The 14,408-nt window shown below is 64.5% G+C and carries 16 protein-coding genes; 11 read left to right on the top strand and 5 right to left on the bottom strand.

Annotated elements, in window-relative coordinates; genetic code table 11:
• The first annotated feature begins 109 nt into the window (after positions 1-109).
• From GOOTI_RS03915 to GOOTI_RS03905, 3 genes are read left to right on the top strand one after another with little or no spacing between them, the layout of a single operon-like run.
• Positions 110-1,084 (top strand): pirin family protein, encoded by a 975-nt coding sequence (locus GOOTI_RS03915; protein ID WP_007237266.1) that lies wholly within the window; start codon positions 110-112, stop codon positions 1,082-1,084.
• Positions 1,081-1,584 carry a MarR family winged helix-turn-helix transcriptional regulator gene (locus GOOTI_RS03910; RefSeq protein WP_007237265.1) on the top strand — a complete coding sequence of 168 codons (504 nt, stop codon included), beginning with the start codon at positions 1,081-1,083 and terminating at the stop codon, positions 1,582-1,584. The genes GOOTI_RS03915 and GOOTI_RS03910 overlap by 4 nt, the downstream gene beginning before the upstream one ends.
• Positions 1,585-1,591: 7 nt before the next feature.
• The gene (locus GOOTI_RS03905; RefSeq protein ID WP_007237264.1) at positions 1,592-2,392 is read left to right on the top strand and encodes a pirin family protein; all 801 of its coding nucleotides are present in this window, start codon (positions 1,592-1,594) and stop codon (positions 2,390-2,392) included.
• A gap of 16 nt (positions 2,393-2,408) precedes the next feature.
• Here GOOTI_RS03905 and GOOTI_RS03900 read toward each other — a convergent pair whose 3' ends face one another.
• Complete coding sequence (locus tag GOOTI_RS03900) at positions 2,409-3,335, bottom strand: LLM class F420-dependent oxidoreductase (RefSeq protein ID WP_007237263.1); 927 nt, start codon at positions 3,333-3,335, stop codon at positions 2,409-2,411.
• A 93-nt stretch (positions 3,336-3,428) separates the two neighbouring features.
• On the opposite strand from GOOTI_RS03900, the gene GOOTI_RS03895 reads away from it, so the two are divergent.
• Positions 3,429-3,878 (top strand): nuclear transport factor 2 family protein, encoded by a 450-nt coding sequence (locus GOOTI_RS03895; RefSeq protein WP_007237262.1) that lies wholly within the window; start codon positions 3,429-3,431, stop codon positions 3,876-3,878.
• 24 nt (positions 3,879-3,902) lie between these two features.
• On the opposite strand, the gene GOOTI_RS03890 is transcribed toward GOOTI_RS03895, so the two are convergent.
• The 3 genes from GOOTI_RS03890 to GOOTI_RS03880 all read right to left on the bottom strand — a co-directional run bounded on the left by GOOTI_RS03890 (position 3,903) and on the right by GOOTI_RS03880 (position 6,415).
• A complete protein-coding gene (locus tag GOOTI_RS03890; protein ID WP_007237261.1) occupies positions 3,903-4,895 on the bottom strand; it encodes a cation diffusion facilitator family transporter in 993 nt (330 codons plus the stop codon).
• A 122-nt stretch (positions 4,896-5,017) separates the two neighbouring features.
• The gene (locus GOOTI_RS03885) at positions 5,018-5,698 is read right to left on the bottom strand and encodes an MspA family porin (protein WP_007237260.1); all 681 of its coding nucleotides are present in this window, start codon (positions 5,696-5,698) and stop codon (positions 5,018-5,020) included.
• 36 nt (positions 5,699-5,734) lie between these two features.
• Complete coding sequence (locus GOOTI_RS03880; RefSeq protein WP_007237259.1) at positions 5,735-6,415, bottom strand: MspA family porin; 681 nt, start codon at positions 6,413-6,415, stop codon at positions 5,735-5,737.
• Positions 6,416-6,797: 382 nt separating this feature from the next.
• Between GOOTI_RS03880 and GOOTI_RS03875 the strand changes: the two genes are divergently transcribed.
• The 6 genes from GOOTI_RS03875 (at position 6,798) to GOOTI_RS03850 (ending at position 12,849) form a co-directional block, all read left to right on the top strand.
• Complete coding sequence (locus tag GOOTI_RS03875) at positions 6,798-8,669, top strand: APC family permease (protein WP_007237258.1); 1,872 nt, start codon at positions 6,798-6,800, stop codon at positions 8,667-8,669.
• A gap of 84 nt (positions 8,670-8,753) precedes the next feature.
• Positions 8,754-9,698 carry an ABC transporter ATP-binding protein gene (locus GOOTI_RS03870; protein ID WP_007237257.1) on the top strand — a complete coding sequence of 315 codons (945 nt, stop codon included), beginning with the start codon at positions 8,754-8,756 and terminating at the stop codon, positions 9,696-9,698.
• 45 nt (positions 9,699-9,743) lie between these two features.
• Positions 9,744-10,550 carry an ABC transporter permease gene (locus GOOTI_RS03865; RefSeq protein WP_007237256.1) on the top strand — a complete coding sequence of 269 codons (807 nt, stop codon included), beginning with the start codon at positions 9,744-9,746 and terminating at the stop codon, positions 10,548-10,550.
• A 67-nt stretch (positions 10,551-10,617) separates the two neighbouring features.
• The gene (locus GOOTI_RS03860; protein WP_039993346.1) at positions 10,618-11,724 is read left to right on the top strand and encodes a sensor histidine kinase; all 1,107 of its coding nucleotides are present in this window, start codon (positions 10,618-10,620) and stop codon (positions 11,722-11,724) included.
• Positions 11,721-12,335 carry a response regulator transcription factor gene (locus tag GOOTI_RS03855; protein ID WP_007237254.1) on the top strand — a complete coding sequence of 205 codons (615 nt, stop codon included), beginning with the start codon at positions 11,721-11,723 and terminating at the stop codon, positions 12,333-12,335. The genes GOOTI_RS03860 and GOOTI_RS03855 overlap by 4 nt, the downstream gene beginning before the upstream one ends.
• Before the next feature lie 94 nt (positions 12,336-12,429).
• Complete coding sequence (locus tag GOOTI_RS03850; protein WP_007237253.1) at positions 12,430-12,849, top strand: DUF6764 family protein; 420 nt, start codon at positions 12,430-12,432, stop codon at positions 12,847-12,849.
• A gap of 45 nt (positions 12,850-12,894) precedes the next feature.
• Here GOOTI_RS03850 and GOOTI_RS03845 read toward each other — a convergent pair whose 3' ends face one another.
• A complete protein-coding gene (locus GOOTI_RS03845) occupies positions 12,895-13,395 on the bottom strand; it encodes a mycothiol transferase (RefSeq protein ID WP_007237252.1) in 501 nt (166 codons plus the stop codon).
• A gap of 104 nt (positions 13,396-13,499) precedes the next feature.
• On the opposite strand from GOOTI_RS03845, the gene GOOTI_RS03840 reads away from it, so the two are divergent.
• On the top strand, positions 13,500-14,408 hold a 909-nt coding region (locus GOOTI_RS03840), incomplete at its 3' end, for an NtaA/DmoA family FMN-dependent monooxygenase (protein WP_007237251.1).

The raw sequence follows: 14,408 nt of genomic DNA, 5'->3' as shown, positions 1-14,408 counted from the left end.
ACTACCGCGGCGCGCACTCCAGAGAGAGACTGTGGAATATCCCCGACGCCCCGCTGGTCGACCCACGCAGTTGCTCAGATTTGAGCAAACAGCCAACCAGGAGGTCCCGATGCCTGCCATCACCGCCGATACCACTACCCTGCCTCGTCTGACATCCGCTGCCCTCGACGCCACCGAACGGCCGGTGAAGTCGTTGACGCGTGGCCCGCGCGGCTACGAGGGCGAGGGATTCCCGGTGGTCCGTGCCTTTGCGGGCGTCCCAGCAGCCGTCCTCGACCCGTTCATCCACATGGATCAGATGGGCGAGGTCGACTACGAGCCGGGCGAGCCGAAGGGCACCGACTGGCATCCGCACCGCGGCTTCGAGACCGTCACGTACATGATCGACGGCCGCTTCCAGCACCAGGATTCGACCGGCGGCGGAGGCCTGATCGAGAACGGGGCCACGCAGTGGATGACCGCCGGCTCCGGCATCCTGCACATCGAGACGCCTCCGGCGGAACTGGTCGAGTCCGGTGGCCTGTTCCACGGCATCCAGCTCTGGGTGAACCTGCCCGCCAAGGACAAGTTCCTCACCCCGCGCTACCAGAACCTCGAGGCGGGTAACGTCGAACTCATTGCCTCCCCCGACGGCGGCGCCCTCATCCGGATCATCGCCGGCGAACTCGACGGCCACGCAGGCCCCGGCGCCACACACACCCCGATCACGGTGGCACACGCGACCATCGCGCCGGGCGCGTCCGTGTCGGTGCCGTGGCGCGAGGACTTCAACGCGCTCGCCTACGTGTTGTCGGGCCGCGGAACCGTTGGTGCAGAGGCCCGTCCGATCGAACAAGGTCAGCTCGCCGTCTTCGGCAAGGGCGATCGACTGACCGTCGCAGCGCACCCCGGACAGGACAGCAACCGTCCGGCGCTCGAAGTCCTGCTGCTAGGTGGCCAGCCCATCCGCGAACCCGTCGCACACTACGGACCGTTCGTCATGAACACCCGCGAGCAACTCGTCGAAGCGATCGAGGACTTCCAGGCCGGTCGTCTCGGCGTCGTGCCGCCCGACGCGATCATGCCGCACACCAGCAATCGATGACCACCGACCAATCCTCGACGAAGACCGCCGCGTCGAAGGCTCAGGCGTGGCGGCTCTTCGTGGAGACCAGCGCTCGTATGCAGACCATGCTCGACGACGAACTAAGAGCGCACTGCCGAATGTCACTGGCGGATTATCACGTTCTGTTGATACTCCATGAGTGCCCCGGTGGCCGCGCTCGCATGCGCGAACTGTCCTACCGCATGGTCTTCTCGACGTCGCGGCTCTCGTACCAGATCGACGCGATGGTGCGTCGCGGATGGCTGCGTCGCGAAGCGGTCCCCGAGGACAAGCGCGGCAGCTACGCGGTGCTGACCGACGACGGTCGTACAGCGTTCACCGCAGCCGCACGCGATCACGGCGCAGCCGTCGACAGACTGTTCACCTCCGCGCTGTCAGACGCCGAGGCGAGTGACCTCGGCAGCATCATGGAAACACTCACAACACACCTCGACAACGTCGATGACACCGATGTTGTATCCACTTCCACACAGAGATGACGACACCATGAGCGCAGAGCACACCACCGAAGCCCCCTCCTCCTGGCGGCTGATCCGCGCGGCCGATCGCCACATGTGGAACGACGAGGCCATCGACTCGCGGCAGTCGTTTCCCGCCACGGGCAGCTTCGACCTCGTCGCCAACGCACACGGTATGCTCCTCGTCCACAACGACGATGTCGTCGACGCCGGTGCAGGCTTCGACACCCATCAGCACCACGACGCGGAGATCGTCACCTGGGTCGTCGAAGGGTCGCTGCACCACAAGGATTCACACGGGAGTGAAGGGGTGCTCACCCCGGGCGTCGTCCAGCGTATGTCGGCGGGCTCGGGCATCAGGCATTCCGAACGCAATGCGTCGACACGGTCGGAGAACCAGCGACTTCGCGTCGTGCAGATGTGGATTGCTCCCGAATACGCCGGGGGCACTCCGCATTACGCAGAAGTAGACGTCAACGCTGCGCTGACACGCGGCGATCTGGTGACCATCGTGTCCGGACTCGAGCGCGACATCGACAGCCCCGCATTGCGTATCGGCAACAGCTACGTGGCATTACATGCCGCGCGGCTCACACCTGGTCATCCGGTCACGCTTCCGCGCGCACCGTTCGGCCACCTGTTCGTCGTCTCCGGAACCATCTCGGTCACCGGGCTCGACCAGCAGGCGGCGATCAACGAGCGCATCACCCTCGATGAGGGCGATGCGCTACGTACGGTCGACAACGCCGAACTCTCGATGACCTCCGACGCCCCTACCGAGATCCTGTTCTGGGAGATGCACACCTCCTTCGACGCCCCACGACACTGATCGGCGTCGACGAACGTCAGAGGTGCGGCGCGACCTCATTCGCGATGAGTTCGATATGCTCGAGGTCGTCGAGATCGAGTACCTGGAGATACAGTCTGCTCACCCCGATGGCTCGGTAGGTCTCGATCTTCTCCACGACCTCGGAAGGCGTTCCCGTCAACCCGTTCTCGCGCAGTTCGCCGACCTCGCGGCCAATGGCGTCGGCACGCCGCGCCACCTCGGTGTCGTTGCGGCCAACGCACACCGTCAGCGCCGCCGAGTACGTGAGTTCATCGGGTCCGCGACCGGCTGCGCGGCATGCCTCGCGCACGACGTCGAACTGTGCGGACACGGTGTCGACAGGCGCGAACGGCACATTGAACTCGTCGGCGAACCTCGCGGCAAGGGCAGGCGTGCGCTTTCTGCCCATCCCACCTATGATGATCGGTGGCCGCGGCGACTGCACGGGTTTCGGCAGTGCAGGCGAGTTCTTCACCTCGAAGTGCTTGCCGCTGTAGTCGAACAGATCACCCACGGGCGTCGACCACAGGCCGGTGATGATCTCCAAGTTCTCGGTCAAGCGCTCGAATCGCTCACCGAGGGCAGGGAACGGAATCGCATACGCCTCGTGTTCCTCAGCGAACCAGCCCGCCCCCAGCCCGAATTCGATTCTTCCACCGCTCATCTCGTCGGCCTGTGCCACCTGGATGGCTAGCTGGCCCGGATGACGGAACGTCGCTGACGTGACCAGCGTGCCGAGCTTGATCGTCGAGGTCTCACGCCCGAGAGCGGCAAGCGTCAACCAGGCATCGGTCGGTCCCGGCAGCCCCTCCGCGTTCATGGCGAGATAGTGATCGGAGCGGAAGAAGGCGTCGTACCCGAGATCTTCGCTCGCACGGGCAATGCGGAGCAACGTCGCGTAGGTGGCGCCCTGCTGGGGTTCGGTGAAGATTCGCAGTTCCATGGGCCCCAATTTACGCGGCGGAGTACCGAACCCACGTCGACGCTCAGCGCTCGACACCAGAACCCGACCACCGCAATCGATTCGGAGGAAACAATGTCATCAGATCCAGAGTCAGCCAACCCGGTCGACGATCCCGTGGCCGTGTCCGAGGTCCTCGCCGAGTATCCGCGAATGCGGGCAGCGATCCTCACCCGCAACCTCGAAGAACTCGTCGATCTGCACGACCCAGAGTTTCTGGGTACCGAATTACCCGGCACCCTGATCACGGCCGACGAGCACATCACCACCACCATGAACTCGCGCGACCTCGAGATGGAGTTCGATGACCTTCGGGTCAAGATCTTCGGCGACGTCGCGCTCTGCTGGGGCAAGCAGACATTGCGCGGTCATCTCGACGGCGCTGATCCTGGAACCTCTCCCGAAGTAGCTGAGCAAGTCGCCAGTGCAGGCGTGCGGTGGTCGATGCTCGTGGTGTGGCGCCGGCACCCGGACCGCTGGAGAATGTTGTCCTACCAGGTGACTCCCCTGCCCGCAGCACCGTGACAACGCCGGCGGCTCGGGAGAGCGCTACCCCACCCGTCCGGCGGGCACCAGCGAGGGCTCGTCGACAGTCGACAGGGTCAGCACCGCTTCCACGATCACGTCCTGCTCTTCGATCGTCGACTCGAGTCTGCGTAGCCGGAATGCCACGTCGTGTTCTGCCAGGTCGCCGGTGATGTCCACGGCAGCCACGAGGTAGAACTCCATCGGTCCGACGTACTCGGCGTGCAGGTAGGTCACCCGGTCGATGTCGGGCATGGCGAGTAACCGCACCAGAATAGCGTCGCGGATCGGCGCCATGGCCTCCTGACCCAGCAGGAACTCACTGTTTCGTCTGATCAAGAAGATGGCGATGAACCCGAGTAGTACGCCGACGAGGATCGAACCGAGTGCGTCCCAGACCGCGTTGCCGGTGATCTGATGCAACGCCATGCCCGCTGCCGCAATCGCGAGACCGACCAGCGCCGCAGAGTCCTCGGCGAACACGGCGCGCAGCGTGGTGTTCGAGGTTCTGTTGACAAAGCGCAACGGGTGCATCGACAGCCTTCGACCACCCGCCTTGGCCTGCCGCACAGATTGTAGAAACGAAATACCTTCCAGCACTGCAGAAACCGCCAGAACGATGTAACCGACCGTGTAGTTGGTGTCCTCCTCGGGATGAACAAGCGCCGTGATGCCGTTCACGACCGAGACCGCTGCGCCGACGGCGAACAGACCGAAGGCCGCGAACATCGACCAGATGTAGGTTTCTCGACCGTGACCGAACGGGTGGCTTCTCGTCCTCCCGCGGTTACCTCGACGCTCCGCGATCAGCAGGAAGATCTCATTGCCCGAATCCGCCCACGAGTGCATGGCCTCCGCGGTCATCGATGCCGATCCGGTGATGACTGCCGCGATCGTCTTGGCAATGGCGACTGCAACATTCGCGGCGAAAGCGATGACCACGGTGAGCATCGAATCCCCATCGTCGATAGGTGCTGCGAGCTGTTCGTCGGTCAGTGACGCGTCGGTGTCAGCCATCGTCTGATCGTCTCACGGGAAGCGAGCAACCGCGACGATTCACACTCTCCGGACATGACCGCGCGGTGCACCCCAGCCGAAGGTGCACCGCGCGGCCGTCGAATCCAGACTCGGGTGAGAGGTTATCCGAGGCTGAAGGGCTTCCCATAGAACGTCACGACCTGCTCGGCGTTGCTGGTGACGACGTAGACGTTGGCGAACGACCGCGCCTGCGCATAGCCTGCGCAGCCGTTGACCTGCATCGTCTCGTTGGTGTAGCTCAGCTTGGCGTGGTTGGTGTTCTTGTAGCCGACCTTGCTGCTGTGCTTGTCAGAGCCGAAGTCGTCGGCCGACTCCACGTCGTTGATGTAGTAGTTCACGGCCTGGCCGGGTCCGATGCTCAGCGATCCGCCGGCACCGGCGCTCGCGCCGGTGACCGTAGCGCCGCCGCTGGTGCTCGGCGTCGCCGTACCCGAACCGTTGCCGCTCCCGGTCACTCCGGAGATGTTGACCTGGCAACCGACGATGTACCCGGCCTGGATCTTGATCTTCTTGGCGTCCTTGCTGGTCTTGACCGCGTAGCTGGCCGACACCCAGGCGTTGCGGTGCAACGGCGTGCCACCGAGTGACGGATTGATGTTGGCGGTTTCGTTGCTACGCGTCACGGAGACGACGGTGCCGTCGCCCAGCGTCTGCTGATCCGTCTGTGACGGCAGTGCGACGTGGACGTCGGCGTGCGCGATGGCCGGTGCCATCAGAGCGGCAACAGTCGTGAATGCCGCAGGGGCCCCGATGGTGACGAGCCGTTTCAAGCTGATGTTCATTTCTTCCCTCGAGTGTTGGAGTGTCGTGCGGGGCGGTCAGCCGATCGAGAAGGGCTTGCCGTAGAGGTTGACCTTCTGGTGATCGCTGCCGGTGGTCTCCACGACCGCGTACGAGCGGGCCTGCGCGTAGCCGGCGCAACCGTTGATGTTGAGCTGGACCCGGTCGTAGTTGAAGTACTGCGTACCCGGCTTCTCGACGTCCTTGTAGTCGATCTGCGCGAAGACGACCTGCCCGGGGCTGATCGGCAGGCTGATGCTGCCGGTACCGGTCGGCGCGCCGGTGATCGCGTTGAGGCTGCCGGTGACACCAACCGTCATCGACCCGATGTTCACCTGGCATCCCACGATGTAGCCCACAGACAGCGTCGCGGCAGCACCGTCAGTCGAGACGCCTCCGGTTCCGGGAGCTGCCGACTCTCCCTGCGGACCGTTGTTGGGTCCTGCGGGAGACGGCTTGAGATTGGGCGCCTTCAGGGTGATGTTGCCGCTCACCCATGCGGTACGACCCAGCCCGTTGGCCGCGAGTGACGGCGAGATCTGCGCGTACTCGTTGCTGCGGGTCAGCGTGAGCCCGTCGCCGGTAGCTGTTCCTCCCGGCAAGCGGACGAAGGCGTCGCCGTGCGCGGGAGCCGCGGCGAGGCCTACTGCGGTCGCGACGGCGCCGATGGCCAGTGCGCCGACGGCACCTCGCCGCATCCGTGACTCGTTGGTGGTCATGTAGTCCCCTCAAAGATGTGTTCACACGTGGTCCCGCTCGCATCAGACGCGCACGGCCGGTGGTCGCCCCAGCGGCAACTCCGCGCGAACTGTACTGAGATCTCGGCAAACGACCGATGAACTGGAGCTGTCTCCAGCGCGGCACATTGACCAACTTGTGATCTTCGAATCCATTGCACGACAGGAACTTTCGATTTGTACGATTTGTCCCGTCGAAGAGCGGTCATATGCGACAGTTCGCGGATCACCGAAAGTGGACGTCGCCTTTGTCATACCGTCCCAGCCCTCACCCGGTTAGTGTTCACGAGTGAGTTCAGACGTTTCCGAACACCGGCTACGGCAATGGTTGTTGTCCGACATCTCGCCGGAACCCGCAGGGTTGATGGGTCCGCACCGGATCCCGAGCGAGGAATCGCACACGCACCCCTGGTGGAAGGTGATGTGCCTGACCGGTGTCGACTACTTCTCGACGCTCGGCTATCAGCCTGGTATCGCTGCGCTCGCCGCGGGAACCGTGGCTCCCGTTGCAACGCTCGTACTCGTCGCACTGACCCTGTTCGGGGCGCTCCCTGTCTACCGGTACGTCGCAGGTAAGTCGCCGAAGGGCGAGGGCTCGATAGCCATGCTCGAGCGACTGCTCCCCAAGTGGGGTGGCAAGATCTTCGTGCTGGTCCTCCTCGGATTCGCTGCCACCGACTTCCTGATCACCATGACCCTGTCGGCGGCCGACGCGACGGCGCACCTTGTCGAGAATCCACTCGTCCCACGGGGTTTCTCGGACCACACGGTGCTGATCACCCTGATCCTGCTGGCACTGCTGGCCGCGGTGTTCCTACGCGGTTTCACCGAGGCGATCACCATCGCGGTCGCGCTGGTTGCCGTGTACCTGAGCCTCAACCTGGTCGTGATCGCCACCGCACTATGGCACATCGTCGACGCCCCGCATCTGGTCATCGACTGGCAATCGGCAATGTTCACCGAACACGGCAATCCGTGGATGGTGGCCGCGATCGCCGTCCTCGTGTTTCCCAAACTCGCACTCGGATTGTCCGGTTTCGAAACGGGTGTCGCGGTCATGCCGCAGGTCGACGGTTCACCTGCTGACCCGCCCGACCATCCGATCACCCGAATCCGCGGCACTCGACGGCTGCTCACGACGTCGGCCCTGATCATGAGCGTCTTCCTCATCACCAGCAGCCTCGTATGCACGATCCTCATCCCCGAGAACGAGTTTCAGCCGGGCGGCAAGGCCAACGGTCGCGCTCTCGCCTATCTGGGCCACGACTACCTCGGCAGCGGATTCGGCACCGTCTACGACATCAGCACCATTCTCATCCTCTGGTTCGCCGGCGCCTCGGCCATGGCCGGTTTGCTGAACCTGGTGCCGCGCTACCTACCCCGCTACGGGATGGCCCCGGACTGGGCCCGCGCGACGCGGCCACTCGTCGTCGTCTTCGCCGTCATCGCCTTCGGTGTCACGATCTATTTCGACGCAAACGTCGACGCCCAGGGCGGGGCATACGCCACCGGCGTACTGGTACTGATGACGTCCGCGGCCATCGCTGTCACGCTCTCTGTCCGCAAGCGGCGCAATCGGCGGCTCACCCTGATGTTCACGACGATCTCGGTGATCTTCATCTACACGACGATCGCGAACATCATCGAACGCCCAGAGGGAGTGCAGGTCGCGGCGTTCTTCATCGCGGCCATCCTGATCGTGTCGTTCGCATCACGAATCAATCGATCGTTTGAGCTACGAAGTGGCGCGATCACTTTCGACGAGACAGCGCAGCGGATCATCGACGAGGCCGCCGCCTCCGGCGAGATCCAGATCGTCACCCACGATCCTGACGAACGATCGCTGCACGAATACCACGACAAAGAACTGCAACAGCGGGCCGAAAGCCACATCCCGGACGCAGATCAGATCGTGTTCCTCGAAGTGAACGTGACCGATTCGTCGGACTTCGCCACCGATCTAGAGATCCACGGACGCTATCGGGAGGGCGGCTACCGAATCCTCTGGGTCGATTCCGCCGCGGTGCCGAACACGATCGCCGCCACGCTGCTCGCCATCCGGGAGCAGACCGGCATCGTGCCCAATGTGTACTTCGAATGGAGCGAGACCAATCCGCTGGTCAACCTCCTGAGGTTCCTGTTCATCGGCGAGGGCGAAGTCGCCGCCGTGACACGAGAAGTGGTTCGACGAGCCGAGCCCGACATCGCCGAGCGTCCGGTCGTGCACGTGGGCTGACCCCCTGGGCCATGACGATTGTCATGGGCGAAACGTGACATCTGCTCTGAGTCCGGACGCCGCAGAGGCGACAGTCTTGATGTCATGAACAACATCGATCCCTCCGCGACTCGGGCACCGAGCGCCACTCGCTCCGTGCCCGCACTCGTCATCGACGACGTCACCAAGACCTTCCGCAGCGGAAACGGTTCGGACGTCACCGCCGTCGACGGTCTCAGCATGACGATCGATCCCGGCGAGGTCGTCGCTTTCCTCGGCCCCAACGGCGCAGGTAAGACCACGACACTCGACATGGTTCTCGGCCTGACACAACCGGATTCGGGCACTGTCGAGGTGGACGGTTTGCCCGCGCGCAAGGCCGCGCGAACGGGGCGGGTCGCCGCGGTCCTGCAAAGCGGCGGACTCCTGCCCGACTTCACGGTCGAGGAGACCATGCGGATCATCGCCGACCTGCACGGCCGCACGCGCGACGTCGGGGCGACAATGGCTCGCGCCGGCGTCGCAGACATCGCGGCACGCAAGGTCTCCCGATGCTCCGGCGGCGAGCAGCAGCGCCTGAAGTTCGCGTTGGCGACACTTCCCGATCCCGACCTCATCGTTCTCGACGAACCCACGGCGGGCATGGACGTCGAATCCCGGCGCGCCTTCTGGTCGGCGATCCGCGCCGACGCCGGCGCCGGTCGCACAGTCGTCTTCGCCACCCACTATCTGGAAGAGGCCGATGATTTCGCCGACCGCCTCGTGATGGTGTCGCACGGGCGCATCGTCGCCGACGGTTCCACCGCCGAGATCCGCAACATCGCCAGTCGACGCGTGGTCTCGGCGATCCTCGACGAGGACAGCGTGTCTGTCGTCGCCAGCGAGTTTCCCGACCTCGAGGTCGTCGAACGACGTGGTGGACGAACCTATCTGTCCGCGAACGATTCCGACGCACTCGCGCGGTGCCTGCTCACCACGACCGACGCGCGAGAGCTCGAGATCGCAACCCACAACCTCGAAGACGCGTTCGTCGCGCTCACCACAGACTGACCGACGACCATCGCACACACCCTGCACACCGAAAGGCGCGCCATCATGAACGTGCACACTTCCGACGCTCCGACCACGTCCGGTTCGGACTCCCTGCGCGGATTCCTCCCCTCACCCACCTATCTACGCCTCGACATCCGCCGCGTGCTGCGCAATCGCCGCGCAATGATCTTCACCGTGGCGATGCCCGCTCTGCTCTATCTCGTTTTCGGTGCGACCCAAAAGACGAACGACACTGTGGGATCGGGCAATGTCGCCTTCTACGTACTCATCGGTATGGCCGTCTACGGGGCAATCCTCGCCGCAGCCACGAACGCGGCCTCGGTGGCGATCGAACAGCAAGCCGGCTGGACCAGAACGCTCATGATGACACCACTGCAGCCGGCGGGCTATGTGGCCACGAAAGTCGGTGTGGCCCTGGCAATGGGAGCACTACCGATCGTGGTGCTCTGCATCGCCGGAGTGGCCACCGGCGCTCACGCACCCATCGGTGTCGCGATCGCGTGCCTGTTGCTCGGGTGGATCGGGGCGTCGGTGTTCGCCGCACTGGGACTGGCCGTCGGAAGCATCATGCGCTCCGACGGGGCCATGCAGGTCATGGGTGGCGTGCTGGCTCTCCTCGCCTTTGCGGGCAACGTGTTCGTGCCGCTGAAGGGCACCATGCTGACCATCTCCCAGTTCACCCCGATGTTCGGAGTGGTGACGCTTGCCCGCTACCCGCTCGACCACGGTGTCACGGTCTACGGCACGCATATCGGGCTCTGGGTCGCTATCGCCAATCTGGTCGTCTGGGCCGCTGTGTTCTCCATTGCTGCCGCGGTCTTCTACAGTCGCAGTACGCAACGCCAGTAGCAGACGGCAGCAGCCCCGACCAACGATGTACAAGCAGGAGAACGAGGCCCATGACCATCGGGAGCCCATGATGGCGCAGCGGTTCGGTCTCGCCAGCGACGTGGTGGCACCCTGGCGCAACCTGCGCTGGGTGTTCACCGCTGTCTGGATGATCTTCCTCGCCTACCCGATCACCGCCGTCGTCACCTCCGGTCACTCGACCGTGACGAAAACGATCGGACTCACGATCCTCACCGTTTTCGCATGCGGATACCTGTGGGCGAGCGTCTATCTACTCACCGGCCGCAACGCCACCGATCTGCGGGGCATACCCTTCTTCGTGCTGCTGACCTGCCTGATGGTGGCGCTGCTGCCCATCATCAACGAGAATGCCTTCGGCGCAGCGCCTTTCCTGATGGTCGTCGCCGCCTTCTGCTTTCCCACACGCTGGGCATTGCTCTGTATCGGCGCCCTCGTCGTCTCCTCGGTTGCGCTGCCACGCCTGTTCGGCTGGAGTACCGACGCCAGCATCGTCCTCGTACTGCTCGCTGTCGGATTGACCATGGTCGGTTTTCGTTTCATCGCCATTCGCGAGGGTGAACGCGAACGTGAGGAAGAACGTCGCCGCGAGCTCGACGCCCGACTGGCCATCGTCGCCGAACGCGAACGCGTCGCTCGCGACGTACACGACATCCTCGGACACTCACTGACGGTGATCAGCGTGAAAACCGAACTCGCACAGCGACTCGTCGAACTCGACCCGCCGCGTGCACAACGCGAGTTGGGCGAGATCAACCAACTGACTCGCGATGCTCTCGCACAGGTACGGGCAACCGTCGGCCGCATGCGGACACCCGATCTCCCCGACACCATCGCCGGTGCCGACAGCGCGCTACGCGCCGCGGGTATCGAGGCGACACTGCCCGAACCTACTGTTGCCACAGATCACGCCGAACTGTTCGCCTGGGTGTTGCGCGAAACCGTCACCAACGTGGTCAGACACAGCGGAGCGCGGCACTGCGATGTGCGCATCGACGCCTCCTCGATCTCCGTTCACGACGACGGGCGCGGGCTCGGCGACGCCGAACACGGCAATGGGCTGCGCGGCCTACGCGAACGTGTTGAATCGGCAGGCGGCACAGTGCTCTTCGACTCCGACTCAACGGGAATGACGGTGCGGGTGCAGATCTCATGAGTGACCCGATCCGGCTACTACTCGCCGACGATCAGGCGCTCGTCCGCGGAGCGCTCGCTGCGCTTCTCGACCTCGAACCCGACCTCGAGGTCGTGGCGCAGGTGGGACGGGGCGACGAGGTGATCGACGCTGCGCGCGATTCCGATGCGCAGGTGTGCCTGCTCGACATCGAGATGCCGGGAGCAAACGGCATCGAGGCGGCAGCAGCCATTCGCACACAACTGCCGGGGGTACGTTCGCTGATCGTCACGACATTCGGGCGTCCTGGATACCTGCGACGGGCAATCGACGCAGGAGCGTCGGGTTTCGTCGTCAAGGACACCCCGGCAGCCGAACTCGCCGATGCCGTCCGGCGGGTACACGCAGGCCTGCGCGTGGTCGACCCGATGCTTGCGACAGAAAGCCTCACCAGCGGTGAGAATCCGTTGACAGTGCGCGAGACCGACGTACTGCGTGCAGCGCTGTCCGGCGCAACCGTCGCAACGATCGCGGCCACGGTACATCTGTCCGCTGGAACGGTGCGCAACCACCTGTCGTCTGCCATCGGGAAAACCGGTGCTGCCACTCGCGGTGAAGCCGCCCATATCGCCCGTGACCGCGGGTGGATCTGACCCGACACCATATTTCTGCCCGACGGCTCCCATCCGGCGTCGGACGCTGTTCCGAATCGCTGGTGATCGTCCACCGACAACCAAGGAGAATTCCATGCGGAACGCAGCCCGTATCGCGCTCGGAGCCATGATCACCACCGCCGGCGCGGGAGCTATCGCATTCGCCGCCGCACCGAATGCTGCGGCCGCACCGCAGGTGTGCCCGGCACTGCCCGGTCAGAGTTCGACCATGTCGAGTTGCACGGCCGAATCGGGTGCGACCGGCCTGAGTCTCGCGGTCACGGACAACGGCGGCACGGCTTCATCGAAGGCCGACAACTACGCTGGTCCGGCGGCGATTGCCGTGGGGCCCAAAGCATCTGTCACCATGACCGGGATCAAACCGGGACTCGCCATCGGCATCGCGGGGCCCGGCGCCACGGTCACCGTCGACGGCAAGAACGGACCCACCTGCGTCGGAGGCACCTCGTTCGCGGGCGACTTCCAGACCCTCAAGGGCTGCTGGAAGCCGTGAGCCAGAACGTATCCCAGTAGTTCGCACACCGGGTAGGCCTTGTTGTCAGGCGTCGAGTCCGCGCAGAAACTCGGCCTGCCCGAGGTGTTTGGCGTCGTCGTCGACGACGCTGACCAGTCGCACTCCGAGGGTGACGGGCGGATCCCAGTTGTCGTCGACGACTCGGTCGAGATCGTCGTCGTCGAGCGTCGACAGATACGCGACCGTTGCCTCGTGCGTGGCGTCGTAGTAGCCGAGAAGTTGCTCCGGTTCTGCGACGACCCGCCGCACTTCTTCCGGTGACTGCCCGTAGCCGCTGGCCTCCGGACCGAACGGCAAGGCGAAGCTCTCGTACCAGCCGCCCGTCGTCCAGACCTGATCGTGACCCGCGACGTCGGCAACCTGCGCATCCTGGACTCGGGTGAGGTGCCAGATCAACCAGGCGATGGTGTTCGCGTCCGGCGCCACCCTGAGGCCCAGTCGCTGTTCATCGATCCCGTCGAGGACGCCGTGCACCCCGTCCTTGATGCGGCTGAATCCGTCGAGAAGAATTTCGGAGGCATTCATCTCCCCATCTGTACCCCTTCGACCCGCCGTGCGCACAAACCTGGTGGGGTTGGCCGGGAGCCCGCACGATCGACCGAGTGTCCACCAGTGATCATTTCTCTACCGTGCACGACTCTGCCGCGCCGCATCGTCCCGCCGAGTCAACCGGCCCCTCCCCGCGGCGGCGTGTCCGTTTCAATGCGTTCGACATGAACTGCGTGGCCCATCAATCGCCCGGTCTGTGGCGACACCCGGACGACCGGTCCTGGGACTACAACACTCTCGACTACTGGGTCGACCTCGCCCGCCTGCTCGAGACCGGGGGTTTCGACGGCCTGTTCATCGCCGACGTGCTCGGCACCTACGACGTGTACGCGGGCACCGACGAGGCGGCCATCCGCCAGGGCGCACAGATCCCGGTCAACGACCCGCTGCTGCTCGTCTCCGCGATGGCTCACGCCACTCAACACCTCGGCTTCGGGATCACCACGGGCACCGGATTCGAGCACCCATATCCGTTCGCACGCCGCCTCTCGACACTCGACCACCTCACCAAGGGCCGGATCGGGTGGAACGTCGTGACGGGCTACCTACCGTCGGCTGCTCGCAACATGGGTGATGACGACCAACTCGCGCACGACAGCCGCTACGACCACGCCGACGAGTACCTGACCGTGCTCTACAAACTCTGGGAGGGCTCGTGGGAACGCGACGCGGTGCTTCGCGATCGGGGCACAGGCATCTTCGCCGACCCGTCGAAGGTGCATCACATCGGTCACCGCGGTGACCACTTCACCGTGCCGGGAATCCACCTGTCCGAACCGTCGCCGCAGGGCTCGCCGGTCATCTACCAGGCAGGCGCGTCGCCGCGCGGACGACGGTTCGCGGCGCAGAACGCCGAGGCCATCTTCGTCGGAGCTCCGACAAAGCACATCCTGCGCGACACGGTCGCCAGGATCAGGGACGAACTCGAGCTGGCCGGACGCGACCCCTACGACGCGCGGATCTATACGCTGCTGACGATCATCACCGAC

Origin of the sequence: Gordonia otitidis NBRC 100426, from assembly GCF_000248075.1 — a bacterium.
In the GTDB taxonomy this organism is placed as follows: domain Bacteria; phylum Actinomycetota; class Actinomycetes; order Mycobacteriales; family Mycobacteriaceae; genus Gordonia; species Gordonia otitidis.
Note: the sequence above shows the minus strand (reverse complement) of the source record. Positions and strands in the feature narration are given on the sequence as shown.

Coding starts and splice junctions, on each gene's coding strand:
- GOOTI_RS03915 (WP_007237266.1), top strand. CDS start 110: ATGCCTGCCATCACCGCCGATACCACTACCCTGCCTCGTCTGACATCC.
- GOOTI_RS03910 (WP_007237265.1), top strand. CDS start 1,081: ATGACCACCGACCAATCCTCGACGAAGACCGCCGCGTCGAAGGCTCAG.
- GOOTI_RS03905 (WP_007237264.1), top strand. CDS start 1,592: ATGAGCGCAGAGCACACCACCGAAGCCCCCTCCTCCTGGCGGCTGATC.
- GOOTI_RS03900 (WP_007237263.1), bottom strand. CDS start 3,335: ATGGAACTGCGAATCTTCACCGAACCCCAGCAGGGCGCCACCTACGCG.
- GOOTI_RS03895 (WP_007237262.1), top strand. CDS start 3,429: ATGTCATCAGATCCAGAGTCAGCCAACCCGGTCGACGATCCCGTGGCC.
- GOOTI_RS03890 (WP_007237261.1), bottom strand. CDS start 4,895: ATGGCTGACACCGACGCGTCACTGACCGACGAACAGCTCGCAGCACCT.
- GOOTI_RS03885 (WP_007237260.1), bottom strand. CDS start 5,698: ATGAACATCAGCTTGAAACGGCTCGTCACCATCGGGGCCCCTGCGGCA.
- GOOTI_RS03880 (WP_007237259.1), bottom strand. CDS start 6,415: ATGACCACCAACGAGTCACGGATGCGGCGAGGTGCCGTCGGCGCACTG.
- GOOTI_RS03875 (WP_007237258.1), top strand. CDS start 6,798: ATGGGTCCGCACCGGATCCCGAGCGAGGAATCGCACACGCACCCCTGG.
- GOOTI_RS03870 (WP_007237257.1), top strand. CDS start 8,754: ATGAACAACATCGATCCCTCCGCGACTCGGGCACCGAGCGCCACTCGC.
- GOOTI_RS03865 (WP_007237256.1), top strand. CDS start 9,744: ATGAACGTGCACACTTCCGACGCTCCGACCACGTCCGGTTCGGACTCC.
- GOOTI_RS03860 (WP_039993346.1), top strand. CDS start 10,618: ATGATGGCGCAGCGGTTCGGTCTCGCCAGCGACGTGGTGGCACCCTGG.
- GOOTI_RS03855 (WP_007237254.1), top strand. CDS start 11,721: ATGAGTGACCCGATCCGGCTACTACTCGCCGACGATCAGGCGCTCGTC.
- GOOTI_RS03850 (WP_007237253.1), top strand. CDS start 12,430: ATGCGGAACGCAGCCCGTATCGCGCTCGGAGCCATGATCACCACCGCC.
- GOOTI_RS03845 (WP_007237252.1), bottom strand. CDS start 13,395: ATGAATGCCTCCGAAATTCTTCTCGACGGATTCAGCCGCATCAAGGAC.